The sequence below is a fragment of the Sinorhizobium sp. CCBAU 05631 genome, assembly GCF_002288505.1.
GTDB lineage: Bacteria > Pseudomonadota > Alphaproteobacteria > Rhizobiales > Rhizobiaceae > Sinorhizobium > Sinorhizobium fredii_C.
Map to the genome: position 1 here is coordinate 971,262 of NZ_CP023064.1, position 16,895 is coordinate 988,156.

At 62.8% G+C, this 16,895-nt stretch carries 15 protein-coding genes; 4 read left to right on the forward strand and 11 right to left on the reverse strand.

The features are described from left to right. Nucleotides 1-256 precede the first annotated feature (256 nt). Nucleotides 257-1,000 carry an SDR family oxidoreductase gene (locus SS05631_RS24020; RefSeq protein WP_037416926.1) on the reverse strand — a complete coding sequence of 248 codons (744 nt, stop codon included), beginning with the start codon at nucleotides 998-1,000 and terminating at the stop codon, nucleotides 257-259. Continuing rightward, the gene (locus tag SS05631_RS24025) at nucleotides 993-1,742 is read right to left on the reverse strand and encodes an SDR family oxidoreductase (protein WP_037416924.1); all 750 of its coding nucleotides are present in this window, start codon (nucleotides 1,740-1,742) and stop codon (nucleotides 993-995) included. Before SS05631_RS24025 ends, SS05631_RS24020 begins: the two co-directional genes overlap by 8 nt. A 222-nt stretch (nucleotides 1,743-1,964) precedes the next feature. On the opposite strand from SS05631_RS24025, the gene SS05631_RS24030 reads away from it, so the two are divergent. Then, nucleotides 1,965-2,696 carry a FadR/GntR family transcriptional regulator gene (locus SS05631_RS24030; protein ID WP_037416921.1) on the forward strand — a complete coding sequence of 244 codons (732 nt, stop codon included), beginning with the start codon at nucleotides 1,965-1,967 and terminating at the stop codon, nucleotides 2,694-2,696. Between the two features lie 155 nt (nucleotides 2,697-2,851). Here SS05631_RS24030 and SS05631_RS24035 read toward each other — a convergent pair whose 3' ends face one another. The 7 genes from SS05631_RS24035 to SS05631_RS31145 form a co-directional block, all read right to left on the reverse strand. Further along, complete coding sequence (locus SS05631_RS24035) at nucleotides 2,852-4,537, reverse strand: thiamine pyrophosphate-binding protein (protein WP_037416918.1); 1,686 nt, start codon at nucleotides 4,535-4,537, stop codon at nucleotides 2,852-2,854. A gap of 21 nt (nucleotides 4,538-4,558) precedes the next feature. Next, entirely contained in the window at nucleotides 4,559-5,752 is a 1,194-nt protein-coding gene (locus SS05631_RS24040) for an FAD-binding oxidoreductase (RefSeq protein WP_037416916.1), read from the reverse strand. Further along, nucleotides 5,752-6,564, reverse strand: coding sequence for an NAD(P)-dependent oxidoreductase (locus SS05631_RS24045; protein WP_037416913.1), 813 nt, complete (start codon nucleotides 6,562-6,564; stop codon nucleotides 5,752-5,754). The genes SS05631_RS24040 and SS05631_RS24045 overlap by 1 nt, the downstream gene beginning before the upstream one ends. A gap of 15 nt (nucleotides 6,565-6,579) precedes the next feature. Beyond that, nucleotides 6,580-7,791, reverse strand: a complete 1,212-nt coding sequence (locus SS05631_RS24050) for a pyridoxal phosphate-dependent aminotransferase (protein WP_037416910.1) — start codon at nucleotides 7,789-7,791, stop codon at nucleotides 6,580-6,582. Beyond that, the gene (locus SS05631_RS24055; protein WP_037416907.1) at nucleotides 7,788-9,446 is read right to left on the reverse strand and encodes a hydantoinase B/oxoprolinase family protein; all 1,659 of its coding nucleotides are present in this window, start codon (nucleotides 9,444-9,446) and stop codon (nucleotides 7,788-7,790) included. Before SS05631_RS24055 ends, SS05631_RS24050 begins: the two co-directional genes overlap by 4 nt. A 10-nt stretch (nucleotides 9,447-9,456) precedes the next feature. Then, the gene (locus tag SS05631_RS24060; protein ID WP_037416903.1) at nucleotides 9,457-11,538 is read right to left on the reverse strand and encodes a hydantoinase/oxoprolinase family protein; all 2,082 of its coding nucleotides are present in this window, start codon (nucleotides 11,536-11,538) and stop codon (nucleotides 9,457-9,459) included. A 183-nt stretch (nucleotides 11,539-11,721) separates the two neighbouring features. Next, nucleotides 11,722-11,892, reverse strand: a complete 171-nt coding sequence (locus tag SS05631_RS31145; protein ID WP_157213162.1) for a hypothetical protein — start codon at nucleotides 11,890-11,892, stop codon at nucleotides 11,722-11,724. A 4-nt stretch (nucleotides 11,893-11,896) separates the two neighbouring features. Between SS05631_RS31145 and SS05631_RS24065 the strand changes: the two genes are divergently transcribed. The 3 genes from SS05631_RS24065 to SS05631_RS24075 all read left to right on the forward strand — a co-directional run bounded on the left by SS05631_RS24065 (nucleotide 11,897) and on the right by SS05631_RS24075 (nucleotide 15,504). Continuing rightward, a complete protein-coding gene (locus tag SS05631_RS24065; RefSeq protein ID WP_037416900.1) occupies nucleotides 11,897-14,395 on the forward strand; it encodes a heavy metal translocating P-type ATPase in 2,499 nt (832 codons plus the stop codon). 82 nt (nucleotides 14,396-14,477) lie between these two features. Continuing rightward, nucleotides 14,478-14,960: a Cu(I)-responsive transcriptional regulator gene (gene cueR / locus SS05631_RS24070; RefSeq protein ID WP_037416897.1), complete on the forward strand. Its 483-nt coding sequence runs from the start codon at nucleotides 14,478-14,480 to the stop codon at nucleotides 14,958-14,960. Nucleotides 14,961-15,030: 70 nt separating this feature from the next. Then, nucleotides 15,031-15,504 carry a DUF411 domain-containing protein gene (locus SS05631_RS24075; RefSeq protein WP_083853947.1) on the forward strand — a complete coding sequence of 158 codons (474 nt, stop codon included), beginning with the start codon at nucleotides 15,031-15,033 and terminating at the stop codon, nucleotides 15,502-15,504. Between the two features lie 15 nt (nucleotides 15,505-15,519). Here the strand turns inward: SS05631_RS24075 and SS05631_RS24080 are convergent, their stop codons facing one another. Next, nucleotides 15,520-16,269 (reverse strand): FkbM family methyltransferase, encoded by a 750-nt coding sequence (locus SS05631_RS24080; RefSeq protein WP_037416893.1) that lies wholly within the window; start codon nucleotides 16,267-16,269, stop codon nucleotides 15,520-15,522. Nucleotides 16,270-16,368: 99 nt separating this feature from the next. Then, nucleotides 16,369-16,833 carry a Crp/Fnr family transcriptional regulator gene (locus tag SS05631_RS24085; RefSeq protein ID WP_037416890.1) on the reverse strand — a complete coding sequence of 155 codons (465 nt, stop codon included), beginning with the start codon at nucleotides 16,831-16,833 and terminating at the stop codon, nucleotides 16,369-16,371. Between the last annotated feature and the right edge of the window lie 62 nt (nucleotides 16,834-16,895).

Below are 16,895 nucleotides of genomic sequence, written 5' to 3' on the forward strand. Positions count from 1 at the left end.
CCGGTTCACGATAGGCGAGCTATCTCAATCCTCACCCGGATACTGAAATCCTGGAGGAAGCTGCAGGCTGGCGGCATAGGCCGGCTCAGGCGCGGCGGCCTGCGCATGTTCCCGCGGCTTCATTCAATGGGCCGCGACGACGGAACGGATCGCCAATGGGCGATAGCGTTGGAGGAGATCCGGATTCTTCTCTTCCTTCGCCGCCTCGTCGTTGCGTCCTGACTTTGCTTGCCCCCTGGGCCAGAGAACGGACGGCTCAAGCGGTCACGTGCTTCACCATGGTGCCGCCACCGCTTGCCTGATCGGTCGGGAAGACTTCGACACGGGCGACATCGACAAATACCGGCAAATCGATGACATCGTTGATGATGCGGGCGATATTTTCCGGCTGAATCGAGCGGTATCCGTCGTACAGCATGGCCTTTGCCTGACCATCCGGAATCGAGGTCCGATAGAGAGACGTCTCCACGCGGCCCGGAACGATTTCGCTGACGCGGACGGAAGTCCCCAGGAGATCGCAACGCAGGTTGTCGCAGAAGAGACTTAGTCCCGCCTTCGACGGTCCATAGACCGCCATGTTGGGATAGGCTGCCCGCCCGCCGCTGGAACCCACATAAATCAGATGACCGCGCTTACGTGCGACCATGCCTGGCAGGAAGACGCGCGTTAAGTGCATCGGGGCCTTGAAATTGATATCGATCATCGCATCGATCTCGGAAGGTTCGATCTCGTGGAATGTGGCGCGGGTGGAAAGAATGCCGGCGTTGTTGACGAGGATATCGACTTCAACATCCTTCAACGCCTCGGCGATGACGGCCGTATCGCGCACGTCGGCCCGCACCGGAACAGCGCCGCACCCATCTGCCAGTTCCGCAAGCAGGCTTTCGTTGCGGCCCACCGCGTAAACCGTCAAGTCGCGTTGCCGCAGAGCCGAAACCGTCGATTTGCCGATACCGCTAGTCGCGCCGGTGACGACTGCCACGCGATAGGTGTCAGACATAGATATAGCCCCCGCTGACGACGACATTCTCGCCTGTGGCATAGGTGTTGCGGCTGGACGCCATCATGACGATCCATTCGGCCATTTCGACGGGCTCGGCGGCGCGGCCAAGAGCGCTCGCCTTGGCCAGCTCCGGCAGGAAGCCGAGTTCTTTAGCGCGGTCCGTCGCAAAGCCTGCCGGCGCCACCGAATTCACGAGGATCTGGTCCTTGGCGCATTCCTGGGCGAAGGACTTGGTGAGGCTGACCACCGCCGCCTTGGTCGCGGCATAGTGGGCATTCTGCGGATGCGCCTTGAAGGCATCGACGGAGGTGACGTTGACGATGCGTCCTGTCACTTCCGGCGCGTTCACGAACTGGCGCATATGCAGCACCGCCGCCACCATTATATGGTAGGTGCCCTTGACGTTGATGGCGTTCTCCAGGTCCCAGTCCTCGTCGGTGATTTCCAGGATCGGCTTGCGGGGATAGATCGCTGCGCTGTTGACGAGAGCATGGATGCGGCCAAGCTTGCCGGCAACCGTCTCGAAACCGCTGTGAGCCGTTTCTGCGCGGGAAATATCGGCAACCGCTACCGCCACCTCCGCGCCGAGTGCTTCCAGCTCCGCCGCCGCGGAGGCGAGCAATGCCTCATTGCGGTCAATAAGCCCGATCTTCGCCGCTCCATGCGCGATCATCAGTTTCGCAGTGGTGAGACCGAGGCCCGAAGCTCCCCCCACGATGACAACGGATTGGGCTTTCACGACGAGCCTCCTGATGGTTTGTATGTTATCACTTATATGCTAGGATGGATGGAGATCAAGCAGTTTTTGTCGGTGCGAAATGACTCCGCCGCGGGCCCAACACCTCCATCTTTGAAGAGAATCCCGCGAGGCAGGCAATCTATCGAGAAACGCGATATTTCGAGCGGCATGTGGCACGATATGTGATATGTGCCAACGGGGATTTTCAATCGGAGCGAATAGGTGTCGATTATCACGCAACGTGGCAATTTGGCAGAAATCGTCGTCACAAAGCTTACCGAGCGCATCGACTCCGGGCTCTATGCTCCCGGCGCGAAAATTCCCTCCAGCGCCCAGCTATGTGAGGAATTCGGCGTTTCCCGAACCGTCATTCGCGAGGCTCTGACATCTCTGAAGGTGGGAGGACGCGTAACCGCGCGACAAGGCGCTGGCGTCTATGTGACTGAGAAGGACGCCAAGACGCTTCACTATGAAATCAGCCGCATCGAGGACATTCGCTCGGCCATGCAGATCCTCGAATTGCGGCTTGGCGTCGAGATGCAATCCGTCGCTCTGGCCGCAACCAGGCGCACTCCGGAAGCTCTCGCGGAGATTGCCCGCGCCTATGACAAATTGGAAACCCTCAAAACGGACGATGCGGAAGTCGAAGCGCGCGCGGATTTCGACTTTCATCTGGCTATCGCCCGCGCCACCCGCAATCCGCATTTTCCGAGCTTTCTAGAAGCCGTCATGGAAAGCATCAACTTCGAACTGGTGCTGAAACATCGCCAATCATCGCGCGCCTACAGTGGCTATTTGAAGAAAATCAACAGGGAACATGCGGCCATTCTGGCAGCGATCACCCAGGGCGACGTGAAGGCAGCAAAGCATGCGCTTGCCGTGCATCTCGAGGAGAGCCTCAACAGATACCGGCTGATGCTGGACGAGCCTGAAAGTGTGGAGATGGCGGACTGATCAGGTTCGCAAATTTTCTACGCGCGCCTGCGGAGACTTCGGCATCGTCGACACTGTCGCAGGATGCGTTCACTCAGCCGGCAATCTCCCGCCATTGGGGTCGCCTTGATGGAATGCCACCGTCACCCATCCTGTCCGGCAGCAGCGGCGTATTCTTACCTCCCCAGCGCCATCGCCTGTTCGCGGATCTGCGTGAGGCTCATTTTGGGCGTCAGTGCTTCCGGATCGAGGCGGATTTCGATCAGCGCCGGCTTGCCGGAGGCTTCGCAGCGCTGGAACGCCGGGGCGAATTCCTCGGTCCTCTGCACCGTTTCTCCATGCAGTCCGTAGGAGCGGGCAAGCGCGGCAAAATCCGGGTTGGTCAAACGCGTGCCGGACACCCGGCCCGGATAATTGCGCTCCTGATGCATGCGGATGGTGCCGTACATGCCATTGTTGATAACCAGGACGATGACACGCGCGTCGTACTGCATCGCGGTCGCCAGTTCCTGGCCGTTCATTAGGAAGCAGCCGTCGCCGGCAAAGGCCACAACGATCCGGTCCGGCGCGGTGATCTTGGCGGCGATCGCCGCCGGCACGCCATATCCCATCGAGCCGTTGGTTGGGCCGAGTTGGGTGCGAAACGTCCGGTATTGATAGAAGCGATGCGCCCAGGCGGAATAATTTCCCGCCCCAGTCGTCAGGATCGCGTCGGGCTTCAGATGACCGCGCAGCCACTCCATCACCTCGCCCATCTGCACCGGGCCGGGAATTTCCGGATGCTTCAGGTTTTCTAGATAGTCCGCATGCGCGGCCCTCGTCCATTCCATCCAGGCAGCGGATGCCGCAGGTCTTAGCTTCGCCGCCTGCGACAGGAAGCCGGCCACGCTGGCATTGATTGGCAAAGCCGCGTGATAGACGCGTCCGAGCTCCTCGGCGCCCGGATGGACGTGCACAAGCGTCTGCTTCGGAACCGGAATGTCGATCAGCGTATAGGCGCCCGTCGTCATTTCGCCGAGCCGCGCGCCGATCGAAATCAAGAGATCGCAGGCCTTGATGTGCTGGATCAGCTTCGGCCCGGCGGCAAGGCCAAGGTCGCCGGCATAGTTCGGATGCCTATTGTCGAACAGGTCCTGGCAGCGGAAGGAGGCTGCGACGGAGAGCGAGAAGGCTTCGGAGAACGTCCTGAGGTCGGCGACCGCCTGCTGCGTCCAGCCACCACCACCGGCAACGAGCATCGGGCGCTTCGCTTCCGCGAGCAACCGGACGAGCTCATCGAGCTGCTGCTCGCCCGCATGGGCCTCGACCCGCTTGTACGCCGGCGTATCGGCAACCGCCACCTCATCGGTCAGCATGTCTTCCGGAAGTGCGACGACGACCGGACCCGGCCGGCCGTTGACGGCGCGATGGAACGCCTGGCTGACGAGTTCGGGGATACGGGCCGCATCCTCAATCTCGACGATCCATTTCGCCATCTGGCCGAACATGCGGCGATAGTCGATCTCCTGAAATGCCTCGCGCTCCATCTGGTCGCGCGCCACCTGGCCGATGAACAGGATCATCGGCGTGGAATCCTGGAAGGCGGTATGAACGCCGACCGAGGCATTGGTGGCGCCCGGCCCGCGGGTAACGAAGCAGATGCCCGGCCTGCCGGTCAGCTTGCCATAGGCCTCGGCCATATAGGCCGCTCCGCCTTCCTGGCGGCAGATGACGAATTCGACCGCGTCTTCCGCATCGTGGAAGGCGTCGAGCACCGCGAGATAGCTTTCGCCCGGCACGCCGAATGCACGCTCGACGCCATGGATGCGCAGGGCGTCGACCAGCACTTGGCCGCCGCTGCGTGTCTTGATTTCGTTGTTCATGAAGTTCCCCTGCCCTTTTGGTCAGATGACGGCGTCTTCGAGGAAAGGACGGTTCGCCACAACCCGTTCGTAGCCAAAGGGCGCAAGGTCGAGCGTGCGGAAGCCTCCATAGGTAATGATTTCGGAAAGCCCACGCCCCATGGCCGGCGACTGCTGCAGCCCATGGCCGGAAAAGCCGTTGGCGAAGAGAAAGTTCTTCACCTCCGTATGCGGGCCGAGGACGACGTTGTGGTCGAGCGTGCAGTAGTCGTAGTGGCCGGCCCAGGAACTGACGACCTTGATCGCCTCGAAGGCAGGCACGCGGTTCGCCAGCGTCGGCCAGATCTCCTCCTCGAATTCGTCATGCATCACCTCGAAATCGTTCGGATCGACCTCCGGATCGTGCTTGGGATAGGTGCCCATCAGATAGAACTTGCCCTCCGGACGGAAAAAGACTCCCGTCGGATCGATGGTCAGTCCGACCTTGCCTTCAAGGGACGTGCGGCAATCGACGACGAAGAGCGAGCGCCGGCGCGGCTCGACGGGGATGTCGAGACCGGCCATGCGGGCGACGTGTCTGCCGTTGGTGCCGGAGGTGTTGACCACCGTCCCGCAGCCGATCGTCTGGCCGCCCTTTGTCGTCACGGAGACGACGCGGTCGCCCTCGCGGTTGACCGCGACAACCTCGTCTTCGATGTATTCGACGCCGAGCGAACGGGCCTTCTTGCGGAAACCCTGCATCAAGCCGACGCTGTCGAACCAGCCTTCGCCACGCTCGCCGGTGCTGCCGAGCACCAGCCCTTCGAGGTTGAGCCAGGGGAAGCGTTTCGCGAGACCTTCGACCTCGAGCAGCGTCACCCCGGCGCCACAGGAGACCTGCGTTTCATGATTGCGGCGCAGAACTTCAGCGCCTCGTTCGTCGCCCGCAAGGAAGAGATAGCCCGCCTCGTGAAAGCCAATCTCCGGCGTATCGTCGTCGACGGCGACGTTCTCCTTGAAGTTGCGGATGAACTCCGTGCCGAACTGGGAGACCTTGACGTTAATGGCGTTCGAGAACTGATGCCGGATCGAACTGGACGAGAGCGCCGTCGCGCATCGTTGATAGGTCCAATCCTTCTCGATCACCAGGACGGAACCGGTGAAGTCCGGATTGGTCGCCAGGAAGTAGGCGGTCGAGCTGCCGACGACGGCACCACCGACGATGACGAGGTCATAGGAGGTCCTGGCAGCCCGCATCACTTGTTCTCGTCTTCGAAGTGGCCGGCCGCACAGAAGCTGCCGCCTTGGAAGCGCACGGCCGGATCGTTCGGATCCCCCTGCTCCGTCTTGGCGAACACCCTTTCCGCATAGTCGTCAGCACTGTCCTCCGGCTTGTAGCCGAGAGAAGCGGCGGTGCGGTTGTCCCAAAAGGCGCGGCTGTTGTTGGACATGCCGTAGGCGACCATGAAGCCGACGCGTTCGGCCGACAGGCTCTTTTCAACGAGTTGGCGGCAATCGCGGTAGGAGAGCCAGGTGATCAGATGTCGGCGATCTGTGGGCTCCGGAAAGGACGAGCCGATGCGCAGGCTTACCGTTTCGAGGCCGAACTTGTCGAAATAATAGCGGGCGAGGTTTTCGACGAAGGTCTTCGACACGCCGTAGAGACTGTCGGGCCGGGTCGGCACGTTGCCGTCGATGGTCTCGGTCCGCTCGTAGAAACCGATGGCATGGACCGAGCTGGCATAGACGATGCGCTTGACGCCATGCTGGCGGGCCGCCTCGTAAATGTTGTAGCTGCCGACGATATTGGCGTCCAGAATGGTCTTCCACGGCGCCTCGAGTCCCTGTCCGCCCATATGGACGATCGCGTCGCAGCCTTTCACTGCATGGGAAACGGCATCGAAATCGGCGAGGTCCGCCGGGGAATCCTCTTCGTGCGGCGCCAGGTTCTGGCACGCCTGTCGGGCCGAGAGCCGAACGATCTTGCCGAGCCTGGTACCGGATTTGCGAAGCTGTGTTCCAAGAGCGCCGGCGGCGCCGGTGAGAAGCGTGCGCTGATAATCGGTCACGAGACTTGATCCTGATTAGCGAAGTCTAGCCAGGGCACCGGCGGTTCGCTCGATGGCCAAAGCGAGGTTTTCGCGCGATGTTGCGAAGGACAGGCGAATATAGGGCTCTACGCCGAAAGCTGAACCCGGCACGGTCGCGACCTTTCCCTCCTTCAGGAGGTACGACGCCAGCTCAGTGTCACTGGCGATTGTCGCTCCGTCCGGCGCGGTCTTGCCGATATAGGCGGCGCATTTCGGAAACAGATAGAATGCGCCTTCCGGGGCGCGTACTTCAAGACCGGCAATCGCGCCGAAACCTTGCGTCACCATTTCACCGCGCGCCTTGTATTCCGTCACAGCTTTCGTCACGAAATCCTGCGGGCCGTTCAGCGCAGCCGCGGCGGCAACCTGGGTGATCGAAGACGGACAGGTGGTGCTCTGTGACTGGAGTTTGTTCAACACCTTCGTCAGTTCCTTCGGCCCTGCCGCATAGCCGAGCCGCCAGCCGGTCATCGCATAGGCCTTGGACACGCCGTTGATCAGGAGCGTGCGATTGCGCAGTTCGGGGCATGCATTCGCGAATGAGGTGAAGGGCACGTCACCGCAGACGATGTGCTCGTAAATCTCGTCCGACATGATGGCGACGCGCGGGTGGCGTGCCAGCACTTCGCCAAGGGCTTTCAGCTCGTCGGCGGTATAGATCGCACCGGTCGGGTTGGAGGGTGAGTTAAACAGGAACCAACGCGTTTTGGGCGTAATCGCCGCTTCGAGGCGTTCAGGTGTAATCTTGAAGGCATCCTCGACGCCGCAGGGCACGACGACAGGTAAACCGCCGTGCAGGATCACAATATCCGTATAGGAGACCCAGTAGGGCGCCGGAACCACCACCTCATCGCCCGGCTCAAGCGTTCCGAGGAAGGCATTGAAGAGTATCTGCTTGGCGCCGTTGCCGATCGAGATCTCGTCCATGGCGTAGTCGAGATCGTTCTCGCGCCTGAACTTGGCGACGATCGCCTCGCGCAGTTCGGGCAGGCCGTCCGGGGCCGTATAGCGGGTGATCCCGCGCTTCATCGCGTCGGCCGCCGCCGCGACGACATGCGCCGGCGTGTCGAAATCCGGCTCGCCGAGCGAGAGGTCGACCACATGCTCGCCCTGGGCCCGCATTGCCTTGGCGGCAAGAGAAATCGCCATCGACGGCGAGGACTTGATCGTCGCGGCTCGGCTGCTTTCGAACGTCATCATGTTCATGCCTTCCTTTTCGCCTTGCCGTAGAGCATGGCCTGATCTTCGGTGATGTAGCCGTGCCTGACGTCATGGGCGACAGCATCCGCAGGGCGCTCCGCCGGATCGCCGTAGCCTCCGCCGCCCGGAAGCGCGAGCACGAGCCTTCTTCCCTCAGGCACGAATTGCAATCCCTTGCCCTTCAGCACCGTTCCATCGTCGAGCGTCACGAAACCGGCCGCCCCGTCCCTGCCCCCGTCGCGGCCGCGCGCCGGATGACCGAGACGGTCGAACATGGCGGAGAAGCGGAAAGAATAGCCCTCGGCCGCCTCGATCTCGATCATCTGGCCGAGGCCGCCGCGCTGTGCACCGGCGCCGCCGGATCCTTCGCGTAACTCCTTGCGCCAGACGATGACCGGGCCGACATTCTCCGTCGCCTCGATCGGCATAGTATGGACGCCGCTGGGGAAAGCAGTGGCGTTCAGCCCATCGAGCGAAGCGCGTGCGCCGGAACCGCCGGAGTTGAACATCAGGATCTCCGCGCCCTTGCCGCCGATTTGATCGGAGACTGGGCGCACGCTCATATGCAGGTTCCAGAGCGCGCTCGCGCCTTCGGCCGGCACCTGACCCGGCAGCGCCTGATGTAGCGCGCCGAGCACCAGATCCGGGACGAAATGGCCGAGCACGTGGCGCACCGCGACCGGCGCCGGACGTTTGGCATTGAGGATGCAGCCTTCCGGCGCGACGACGTCGAACGGCGCAAGCGAGGCGGCGTTGTTCGGGATTTCCGGGGCAACGACGCATTTGATGCCGTAGCAGGCATAGGCCTTCGCATAGACAAGCGGCACGTTGATGCCGAACTTGCTCGTGCCGGAGGTACCGTCGAAATCGACCGCCACGCCCTCGGGGCTGATGGTGAGCTTTGCGGCAAGGTGCACCGGTTCATCGTAGCCATCGAGATCGAGGCTGTACTCCCAGGAGCCGTGCGGCAGGTCCTTCAACCGATCGAGCGTCGCCTCGCGGCTGTTCTTCAGGATGAAGCCGCCGATCATCGACAGGTCTTCGAGGTTGAATTCCGTCAGCATGTCGATGAGGCGGCGGTGGCCGGTCTCGTTGCAAGCTGCAAGCGCATGGAAGTCGCCGACCACCTTGTCGCTTTCTCGGACGTTGTTGCGCACGATATGGATGAGCGTACGGTTCAGTTCACCGCGCTCTAAGAACTTCATGATCGGGATGAAGATGCCTTCCTCGTAGACCTCACGCGCATCCGGGCCGAAGCCGCGGCCGCCGACATCGACGACATGGGCAGTCGAGGCGAAGTAGCCGACGAGCTTGCCGTGGTGGAAGGAAGGCGTGACGACCGTGATGTCGTGCAGGTGACCGGTGCCCTTCCATGGATCGTTGGTGATGTAGACGTCGCCTTCGAAGATGTTCTCCGGGCCGATATCGCGGATGAAGTGCGCAACGGATTCCGCCATGGCGTTGACGTGGCCCGGCGTGCCGGTGACGGCCTGCGCCAGCATGCGCCCTTCGAGGTCGAACACGCCGGCGGAAAGATCGCCTGCCTCGCGGACGGAGGTGGAGAAGGCCGTGCGGATCAGCGTCTGCGCCTGCTCCTCGACGACGGAGATCAGGCGGTTCCACATGACCTGCATGTGGATATCGATCATCGATTGGTTCATGGGAATATCCTCAAAGCCGTGATACGAGCAGGCAGCCGTCGTTCTGAACGATGGCCCTGAAGGCGGAGGTCAGAACCGTCGAGGTCTCTCGCTCCACGATAACGGCCGGACCTCTGACGACGTCGCCGGGCTTCAGGTGCGTCCGTTCATGAATACCCGCTTCGAGATAGGTCCCTTGAGCTGCTTCGAACAGCCGGCGCGTCTTGGCGGGCCTGATGGCCTCGCCTTCAGCAACGGCGGCAACCCGGGCGACCGGCGGCAGCGGCGAGCTCGCCTTGACCGACCAGCTGACGATCTCGATATCGAGGCCTTCGATGGCGCGGCCGAAGAAGCGCCCGTATTCAGTCTCGAACAGCGCAGCGATCGTCTTGGCACTGTCGGAGTCGAAGCGGGGGGACTGCAGCGGAACGGGAATGTCCCAGCCCTGCCCGGCGTAGCGCATGAAAAGGATGCGTTCGATCACCGGCTGGCCCATGTCGAGCCCGCCTTCGACGAAGCCGACGGCCTCGGCCAGCATCGCTTCCATAAGCCGGTTCGCCGCCGCATGATCGAATTTCGTAAGGTTGAAGACGGCGCTGCGCACGGACTCATAGCCGAAGGGTGCCTTCAAAAAGCCGATCGCCGAGCCGACGCCGGCGCCCGGCGGGACGAGGAAGGTGGTAATCCCCATCTTCTCGCAGAGACGCGCCGCATGCAGCGGTCCGGCGCCGCCGAAGGTGATCATCGTGAAGTCGGCGATGTTCTTGCCGTTCTCGACCGTATGGACGCGGCCGGCATTGGCCATGTTCTCGTCCACCATCTCGCAGGTGCCGTAGGCGGCAGCTTCCGGATCGAGCGCGAGAACAGAGCCGATATCGTCGCTCATCGCCTTGCGGCTCGCATCGATGGAGAGCGGGATGGCGCCGCCGGCAAAGTTCTCCGGATCGAGCTTGCCGAGGATCAGGTCGGCATCCGTCACGGTCGGGTTCTTGCCGCCGCGCTGGTAGCAGGCCGGGCCCGGCTCTGAAGCGGCGGAGTGCGGTCCGACACGGATCTGGCGCATGCCGTCGACACTGGCGATCGAACCGCCGCCCGCACCGATCTCGACCATCTCGACCACCGGAATCGAGATCGGCATGCCGGAGCCCTTGCGGAAGCGGTAGGTGCGGGCGACCTCGAAGGTCTTGGCTGTCTTCGGCACCTGGTTCTCGATCAGGCAGATCTTGGCGGTGGTGCCGCCCATGTCGAAGGAGAGCACCGTGTCGAGACCATGACGCCGGGCAATGTCTGCCGCGAAGATCGCCCCGCCCGCGGGACCGGATTCCACCAGCCGCACCGGGAACTCCGACGCGCTTTCCACCGAGACGATGCCGCCGCCCGAATGGATCATGAAGACCGGGCAGCCGACGCCGATCTCCTTCAGCGACACGACGAGCCGGTCGAGATAGGATTTGATCGCCGGTTTCACATAGGCATTGGCGCAGACCGTGTTGAAGCGCTCGAACTCGCGCATTTGCGGGGAAACTTCGGAGGAAATCGAGACGGAGACATGCGGCAGCCGCTCGAGCATGGCCTCACGCACCGCAACCTCATGCGCGCCGTTGGCATAGGCATGGATGAACCCGATGGCGACACTCTCGTAACCGCCCGCGGCGATCTTCTCGATGACTGCCGCGACGGATGCTTCATCCAGCTGCAGAAGAACTTTGCCCGACGCGGCGATCCGCTCGCGCACGACGAAACGATCCGCGCGGGCAATCAGCGCCGGCGGCAGCGAGATGTTGAGATCGTATTGCTCGAAGCGGTTCTCCGTGCGCATCTCCAGCACATCGCGGAACCCTTCCGTCGTCACCAGCGCCGTCTTAGCCCCGCGCCGCTCGATGAGCGCATTGGTGGCAAGCGTCGTGCCGTGGATTAGGATATCGATGTCCGAAAGCGCTATGCCGGCCATCTCGGCGACGACCCCTACACCCTTCAAGATCGCCCGCTCCGGCGCCACGTAGTCGGTCAGTACCTTGGTGGAGTGGAGAACTCCGTCCAGATCGAGGGCGATGTCCGTAAAGGTGCCGCCGATATCGACGCCGACCCGGCAGTTTGAAGGGCTGGTTTTCACCGCTTTATTCCCCCGGTTTCGCCACCCGTCCGCATAGGCGATGTGCAATTGAAGTGACGCTCTTACTATGCACTTATCATATAAGTGTCAACCGGCTGTGGTGACCGGCCATTACCGTTCGAACATTGAAGGTGAGCCCGCTGGTCCTTCGGTCGCGCCAGCTCGTGCTTCAATTTGCCGGTCTCAAGCCGGTGAGCGCTCTCCCTCGTCATGCGACAGGCCGCCGCAGCCCTTCGAAGCACCGGCGTCATCATCATCATCATCAAACCCCGAATATTTTTCCAAAGCGTCCGCCTTGACCTTCCCACCGTTGGAAGGCCCATCTTCAATGACAGATATAACCGCAAGGAACATAAGCATGGCATCCCTGAACGCAGCCGGAACGAGGCACGTGGAAAGCACGCAAAACGTCAGCCTTTCCGTGGAGGGCATGAGCTGCGCCTCCTGCGTCGCGCGCGTCGAGAAGGCGATTAGCGCCGTCCCGGGGGTGGTTTCCGCCTCCGTCAACCTGGCAACGGAGCGTGCCGACATTCGCTTCGACGAGACGGCGAAACCATCCGAGATCATCAAGGCGATCGAGAATCTCGGCTACGGGGCGGTTGAAGATGCGCTTGAGCTCGGCATCGAGGGGATGAGTTGCGCCTCCTGCGTGGGGCGCGTCGAGAAGGCGCTGAAGGCCGTCCCCGGCGTCGTCGAGGCGAATGTCAATCTTGCCAACGAGAGGGCCTCGATCCGGCTAGTAAGGGGGCTCGCCTCCACCGAGCAGCTGGTGGAAGCGGTTCGCGGCGTCGGCTACGAGGCACATCAGCGCGGCAATGATCAGGATATCGACCGCGAGGGAGAAAGGCGCGCACAGGAGCTGAGACGCGTTGAGCGGGCCTTCCTGACCGGCGCCCTCCTGACGCTTCCTGTCTTCCTCCTCGAGATGGGCTCGCACTTCGTTCCGGCAATCCATGATTTGGTGATGACCCGCATCGGCATGGCCGAGAGCCGGTACCTGCAGTTCGCTCTGGCGACGATCGTTCTCTTCGGCCCCGGCCTCCGCTTCTTCGCCAAGGGCGTGCCTGCCTTGTTGCGCGCCGCACCTGACATGAACTCGCTGGTGGCGATCGGAACGGCCGCCGCCTGGGGCTATTCGGTCGTCGCCACCTTTGCGCCCCGGCTCCTGCCGGCCGGCACCGCCAATGTCTACTACGAGGCGGCAGCCGTCATCGTCACACTGATCCTGCTCGGACGGCTCCTCGAAGCGCGCGCCAAGGGCCGCACATCGGAGGCGATCAAGCACTTGATGGGCCTGCAGCCCAAGACAGCGCGCGTCCGGCGCGGCGGCGAGATGCTGGAAATCCCGGTTGCCGAGTTGCGCGTGGGCGACATGGTGCTGGTGCGGCCTGGCGAGAAGGTCGCCGTCGACGGCGTGGTCGTCGAAGGCCAATCCTATGTCGACGAATCGATGATCACCGGCGAGCCCGTGCCGGTGGAAAAGACGAAGGGTTCGGATGTCGTCGGCGGCACGATCAACAGGACCGGCGCCTTCACCTTCCGTGCCACCAAGGTTGGCACCGATACCATTCTTGCGCAGATCATCCGGATGGTCGAGCAGGCGCAAGGCGCGAAACTGCCGATCCAGACGCTCGTCGATCGCGTCACCGGGTGGTTCGTGCCGGCCGTGATGGCGGTCGCCGTGGTGACTTTCCTCACCTGGCTCGTTTTCGGGCCGGACCCGGCCCTCACCTTCGCGCTCGTCAACAGCGTCGCGGTACTGATCATCGCCTGCCCCTGTGCCATGGGTCTCGCCACGCCAACTTCGATCATGGTCGGCACCGGCCGGGCCGCCGAGATGGGCGTGCTTTTTCGCAAGGGCGAAGCGTTGCAGACCTTGCGCAATGCCGCGGTCATCGCCATCGACAAGACCGGCACGCTGACCGAGGGACGGCCGGAGCTGACCGATCTCGAGAGCGCGCCCGGTTTCGAGCGCAACACCGTCCTGGCTCTAATCGCCGCCGCCGAAGCACGGTCCGAACACCCGATCGCCGAAGCGATCGTTTCCGCGGCCGAAGCCGCCGGCCTCGAATTGGCCGAGCCTGAGAAGTTCGAGGCAATTCCGGGTTTTGGCACCAGAGCCGAGGTTGCCGGAAAGGACGTCCACATTGGCGCCGACAGGCTGATGGCACGTCTCGGCCTCGACGTCTCGCACTTTGCCTCCGAAGCCGCCCGGCTCGGCGACGAGGGCAAGAGCCCGCTCTATGCGGCGATCGACGGCAGGGTCGCCGCCATCATCGCGGTTGCCGATCCGCTGAAGGAGACGACGCGAGAGGCCGTCCGAGCGCTGCATGACCTCGGCCTGAAGATCGCGATCGTCACCGGCGACAATCGCCGAACGGCCGAGGCGATCGCCCGCAAGCTCGGCATCGACGAGGTGCTCGCCGAGGTGCTGCCGGACGGCAAGGCCGCGGCGGTCAAGCGCCTGCAGGCGGACGGCCGAAGAGTCGCCTTCGTCGGCGACGGTATCAACGACGCGCCGGCGCTTGCCGCCGCAGATGTCGGAATCGCGATCGGCACGGGAACCGATGTCGCAATCGAGAGCGCCGACGTGGTGCTGATGTCCGGCGACCTCGTCGGCGTGCCGAATGCGATCGCCCTTTCGAAGACGACGATCCGCAACATCAAGCAAAACCTGTTCTGGGCCTTCGCCTATAACGTGGTTCTGATTCCGGTGGCCGCCGGCGCGCTCTATCCCGGCTATGGCGTCCTGCTCTCGCCGGTCTTTGCCGCCGGAGCAATGGCGCTTTCTAGCGTCTTCGTGGTCGCCAATGCGTTACGCCTCAAGGGATTCCGAGCTTCGGAGCGGCAGGCGTGAACGGCAGCGGGTCCTTATTGGCGTCCGCCCCGGCAAGTTCCTATATTTCGGCTTGGCTGCCGGCTGTCGAAAGGATGACGACATGAATATCGGCGATCTCGCACGCGCCTCGGGGGTTTCGGCGAAGATGATCCGCTATTATGAGAAGATCGGCCTCATTCCGCCGGCCGACAGGGCCCAATCCGGCTATCGCAACTACGGCGACAACGACGTCCATACGCTGCGGTTCATCCGGCGGGCCCGCGACCTCGGCTTCACCGTCGAGCAGATGGCGGAACTTCTGGCACTTTGGCGCGATCGTTCGCGCGCCAGCGGCGAGGTGAAGAAGATCGCACTCGATCAGGTCGCGATACTGGAGCGCAAGGCGGAGGAACTGAAGGCGATGAGTCTGACGCTGAAACACCTTGCGGCCCATTGCCACGGCGACGCGCGGCCGGACTGCCCGATCATCGACGATCTTGCCGATGCAGACAACGAACCGAAGAAGTCGCCCGAGCCGGCGCGTTTCGGCCGCGGCGGCGAGCCGGTCCGCGGCCTGCGGCGATCTGGTGCATCGACACGCTGACCATTCGGGCGTCTAATTTCATGCGATCCGCGGTGCGCTGGAATGAACAGCGCGGGGAAGGAGTGATCCGATGACCATCCACCGCAGAGATTTCCTGGCCGGCACCCTGGCATGCGCCTGTGTTGTCCTACTCGGCGCTCCGACCCCGCTGGCAGGCGCCGTGCGCATGGTGATCTACAAGGATCCCGGCTGCGGCTGCTGCGAAAGCTGGGCGGCAGCCATGAGGGAAGCGGGCTTCGCGGTCGAAGTCCATAACGAAAGCGACATGACCGCGATCAAGCGGCGCTTTGCCGTGCCGCCGGACATGGCGGCCTGTCACACGGCGGTGCTCGACGGCTATCTGATCGAGGGGCACGTGCCGCTCGAGGCGATTAGAAAGTTGCTCGCCGAGCGCCCGAACATTCCCGGGCTCGCGGTGCCCGGCATGCCGGTGGGTTCGCTCGGCATGGGCGACGATCCGCAGGCTGCCTATGAAGTCTATGCGCTAAGCAGGATACCCGGCGCCGCGCCGACCATCTTCCATAGCGTCCGACCGGCAATCTGACACGCCGTCCCTTACTCACTTGGGAAGGAAGAGCAGGTCGAAGCCTTTGAGTTCGCGTCTTGCGATCGATTTGCGCAATGCCGCAAAGATCGCCGACCTGTTCTCCAGGCGAAGTCCGCGAAAGCTTCGGATCAAGCGCACCGTCGCGGCCATGGTCCGGATGGCTCGAAACAGCGCAGGACCGGAAAGCGAGGCAGCCAGGATCTGCGGATGCACCGCAAGGAGCACACCCGCCGTTCGCCTGCGGTCGATCGCCCGGAACTGGTCCAGCGCCTTGTATTCATAGCCTTCGATATCGATCTTGAAGCAGAGGCGCTCGGTCGTTGCCATTGCCTGGAGCTTCTCGATCGTCACGGTTTCGGCGCTGATCGCCATGCCGGTGTCGTCGGCGATCAGTGCCGAGGTCTCCGAGCTGCCGAAACCGCCGCCGACGGAGTTGAGCACCAGGCGTTCGTCCTGCGACAGGGCGGCATTGACGAGTTCCACCTCGCCGGCATTGCCGGCCTTCATCTGTGTCAGGATGTCGAAGCACACCGGGTCGGGCTCGACGACGATAACATTGTTGGCGATCTGCGCCGCCCAATAGGGGGTGACGCCGATCCAGCCGCCGATGTCGATGAAGGTGGTTTTTTCGTCGACCAGGCGCGCGATGTTCTGGAAGGTGCCGGGTTCCCATTGACCGGCCTGCAAGCGGGCGAAAAAGCGCTTCTTTTCCGGCTTGTCGGGGAAGTGAACGGTCTTGTCGAAATAAGTTATGGCGCGCATGGCGCCTCTCTACTGCATGATTCCGGAAACCGGAACCGGAATAATCGCCCATCCGCGGACGGGTACCGGCGGACGCGTCATCGGAAATGTCTGGGAACCCTACGCCTCGGCCCGTTGGGCGCGGCTGCGGGCTTCGGTGAGCTCGGACGTCGTCTGGCTGAGACGGTCGGCGAGCACGCGCATGATCTCAACCGCCATCTCGGGGAAATCGGCCAGCAGCTTCAGGAAATCGTCCTTGCGGATCCGCAGGGCTTCGAGCGGAGTGGTCGTCTGGATGGTTGCGGTGCGCGGCGTGTTGCAGAGGATTGCAATCTCGCCGACGATCGAATTCTGCTCGACTTCGGCGACCTTCAGCTGGCCGGTCGGCGTCGATACCAGTACGTCGGCCTTGCCGGACAGGATGACATAGGCGGCGTCTCCGATATCTCCTTGGCGGAACAGGTTTTCGCCGGCGCTGTACATCACCCGGTCGGAGGTGAAAGCGAGTAGCTTGAGTTTCGCAGGCGGCAGACCGGAAAAGAGCGTTATCCGGCGCAACATTTCCACTTCGTCTTTTAGGAGCATATCAGTCCGCTTCTCCGAATGTGCCGCGGGCGCGAAGACGCCCGTTCCCGACCGGCCGGGAA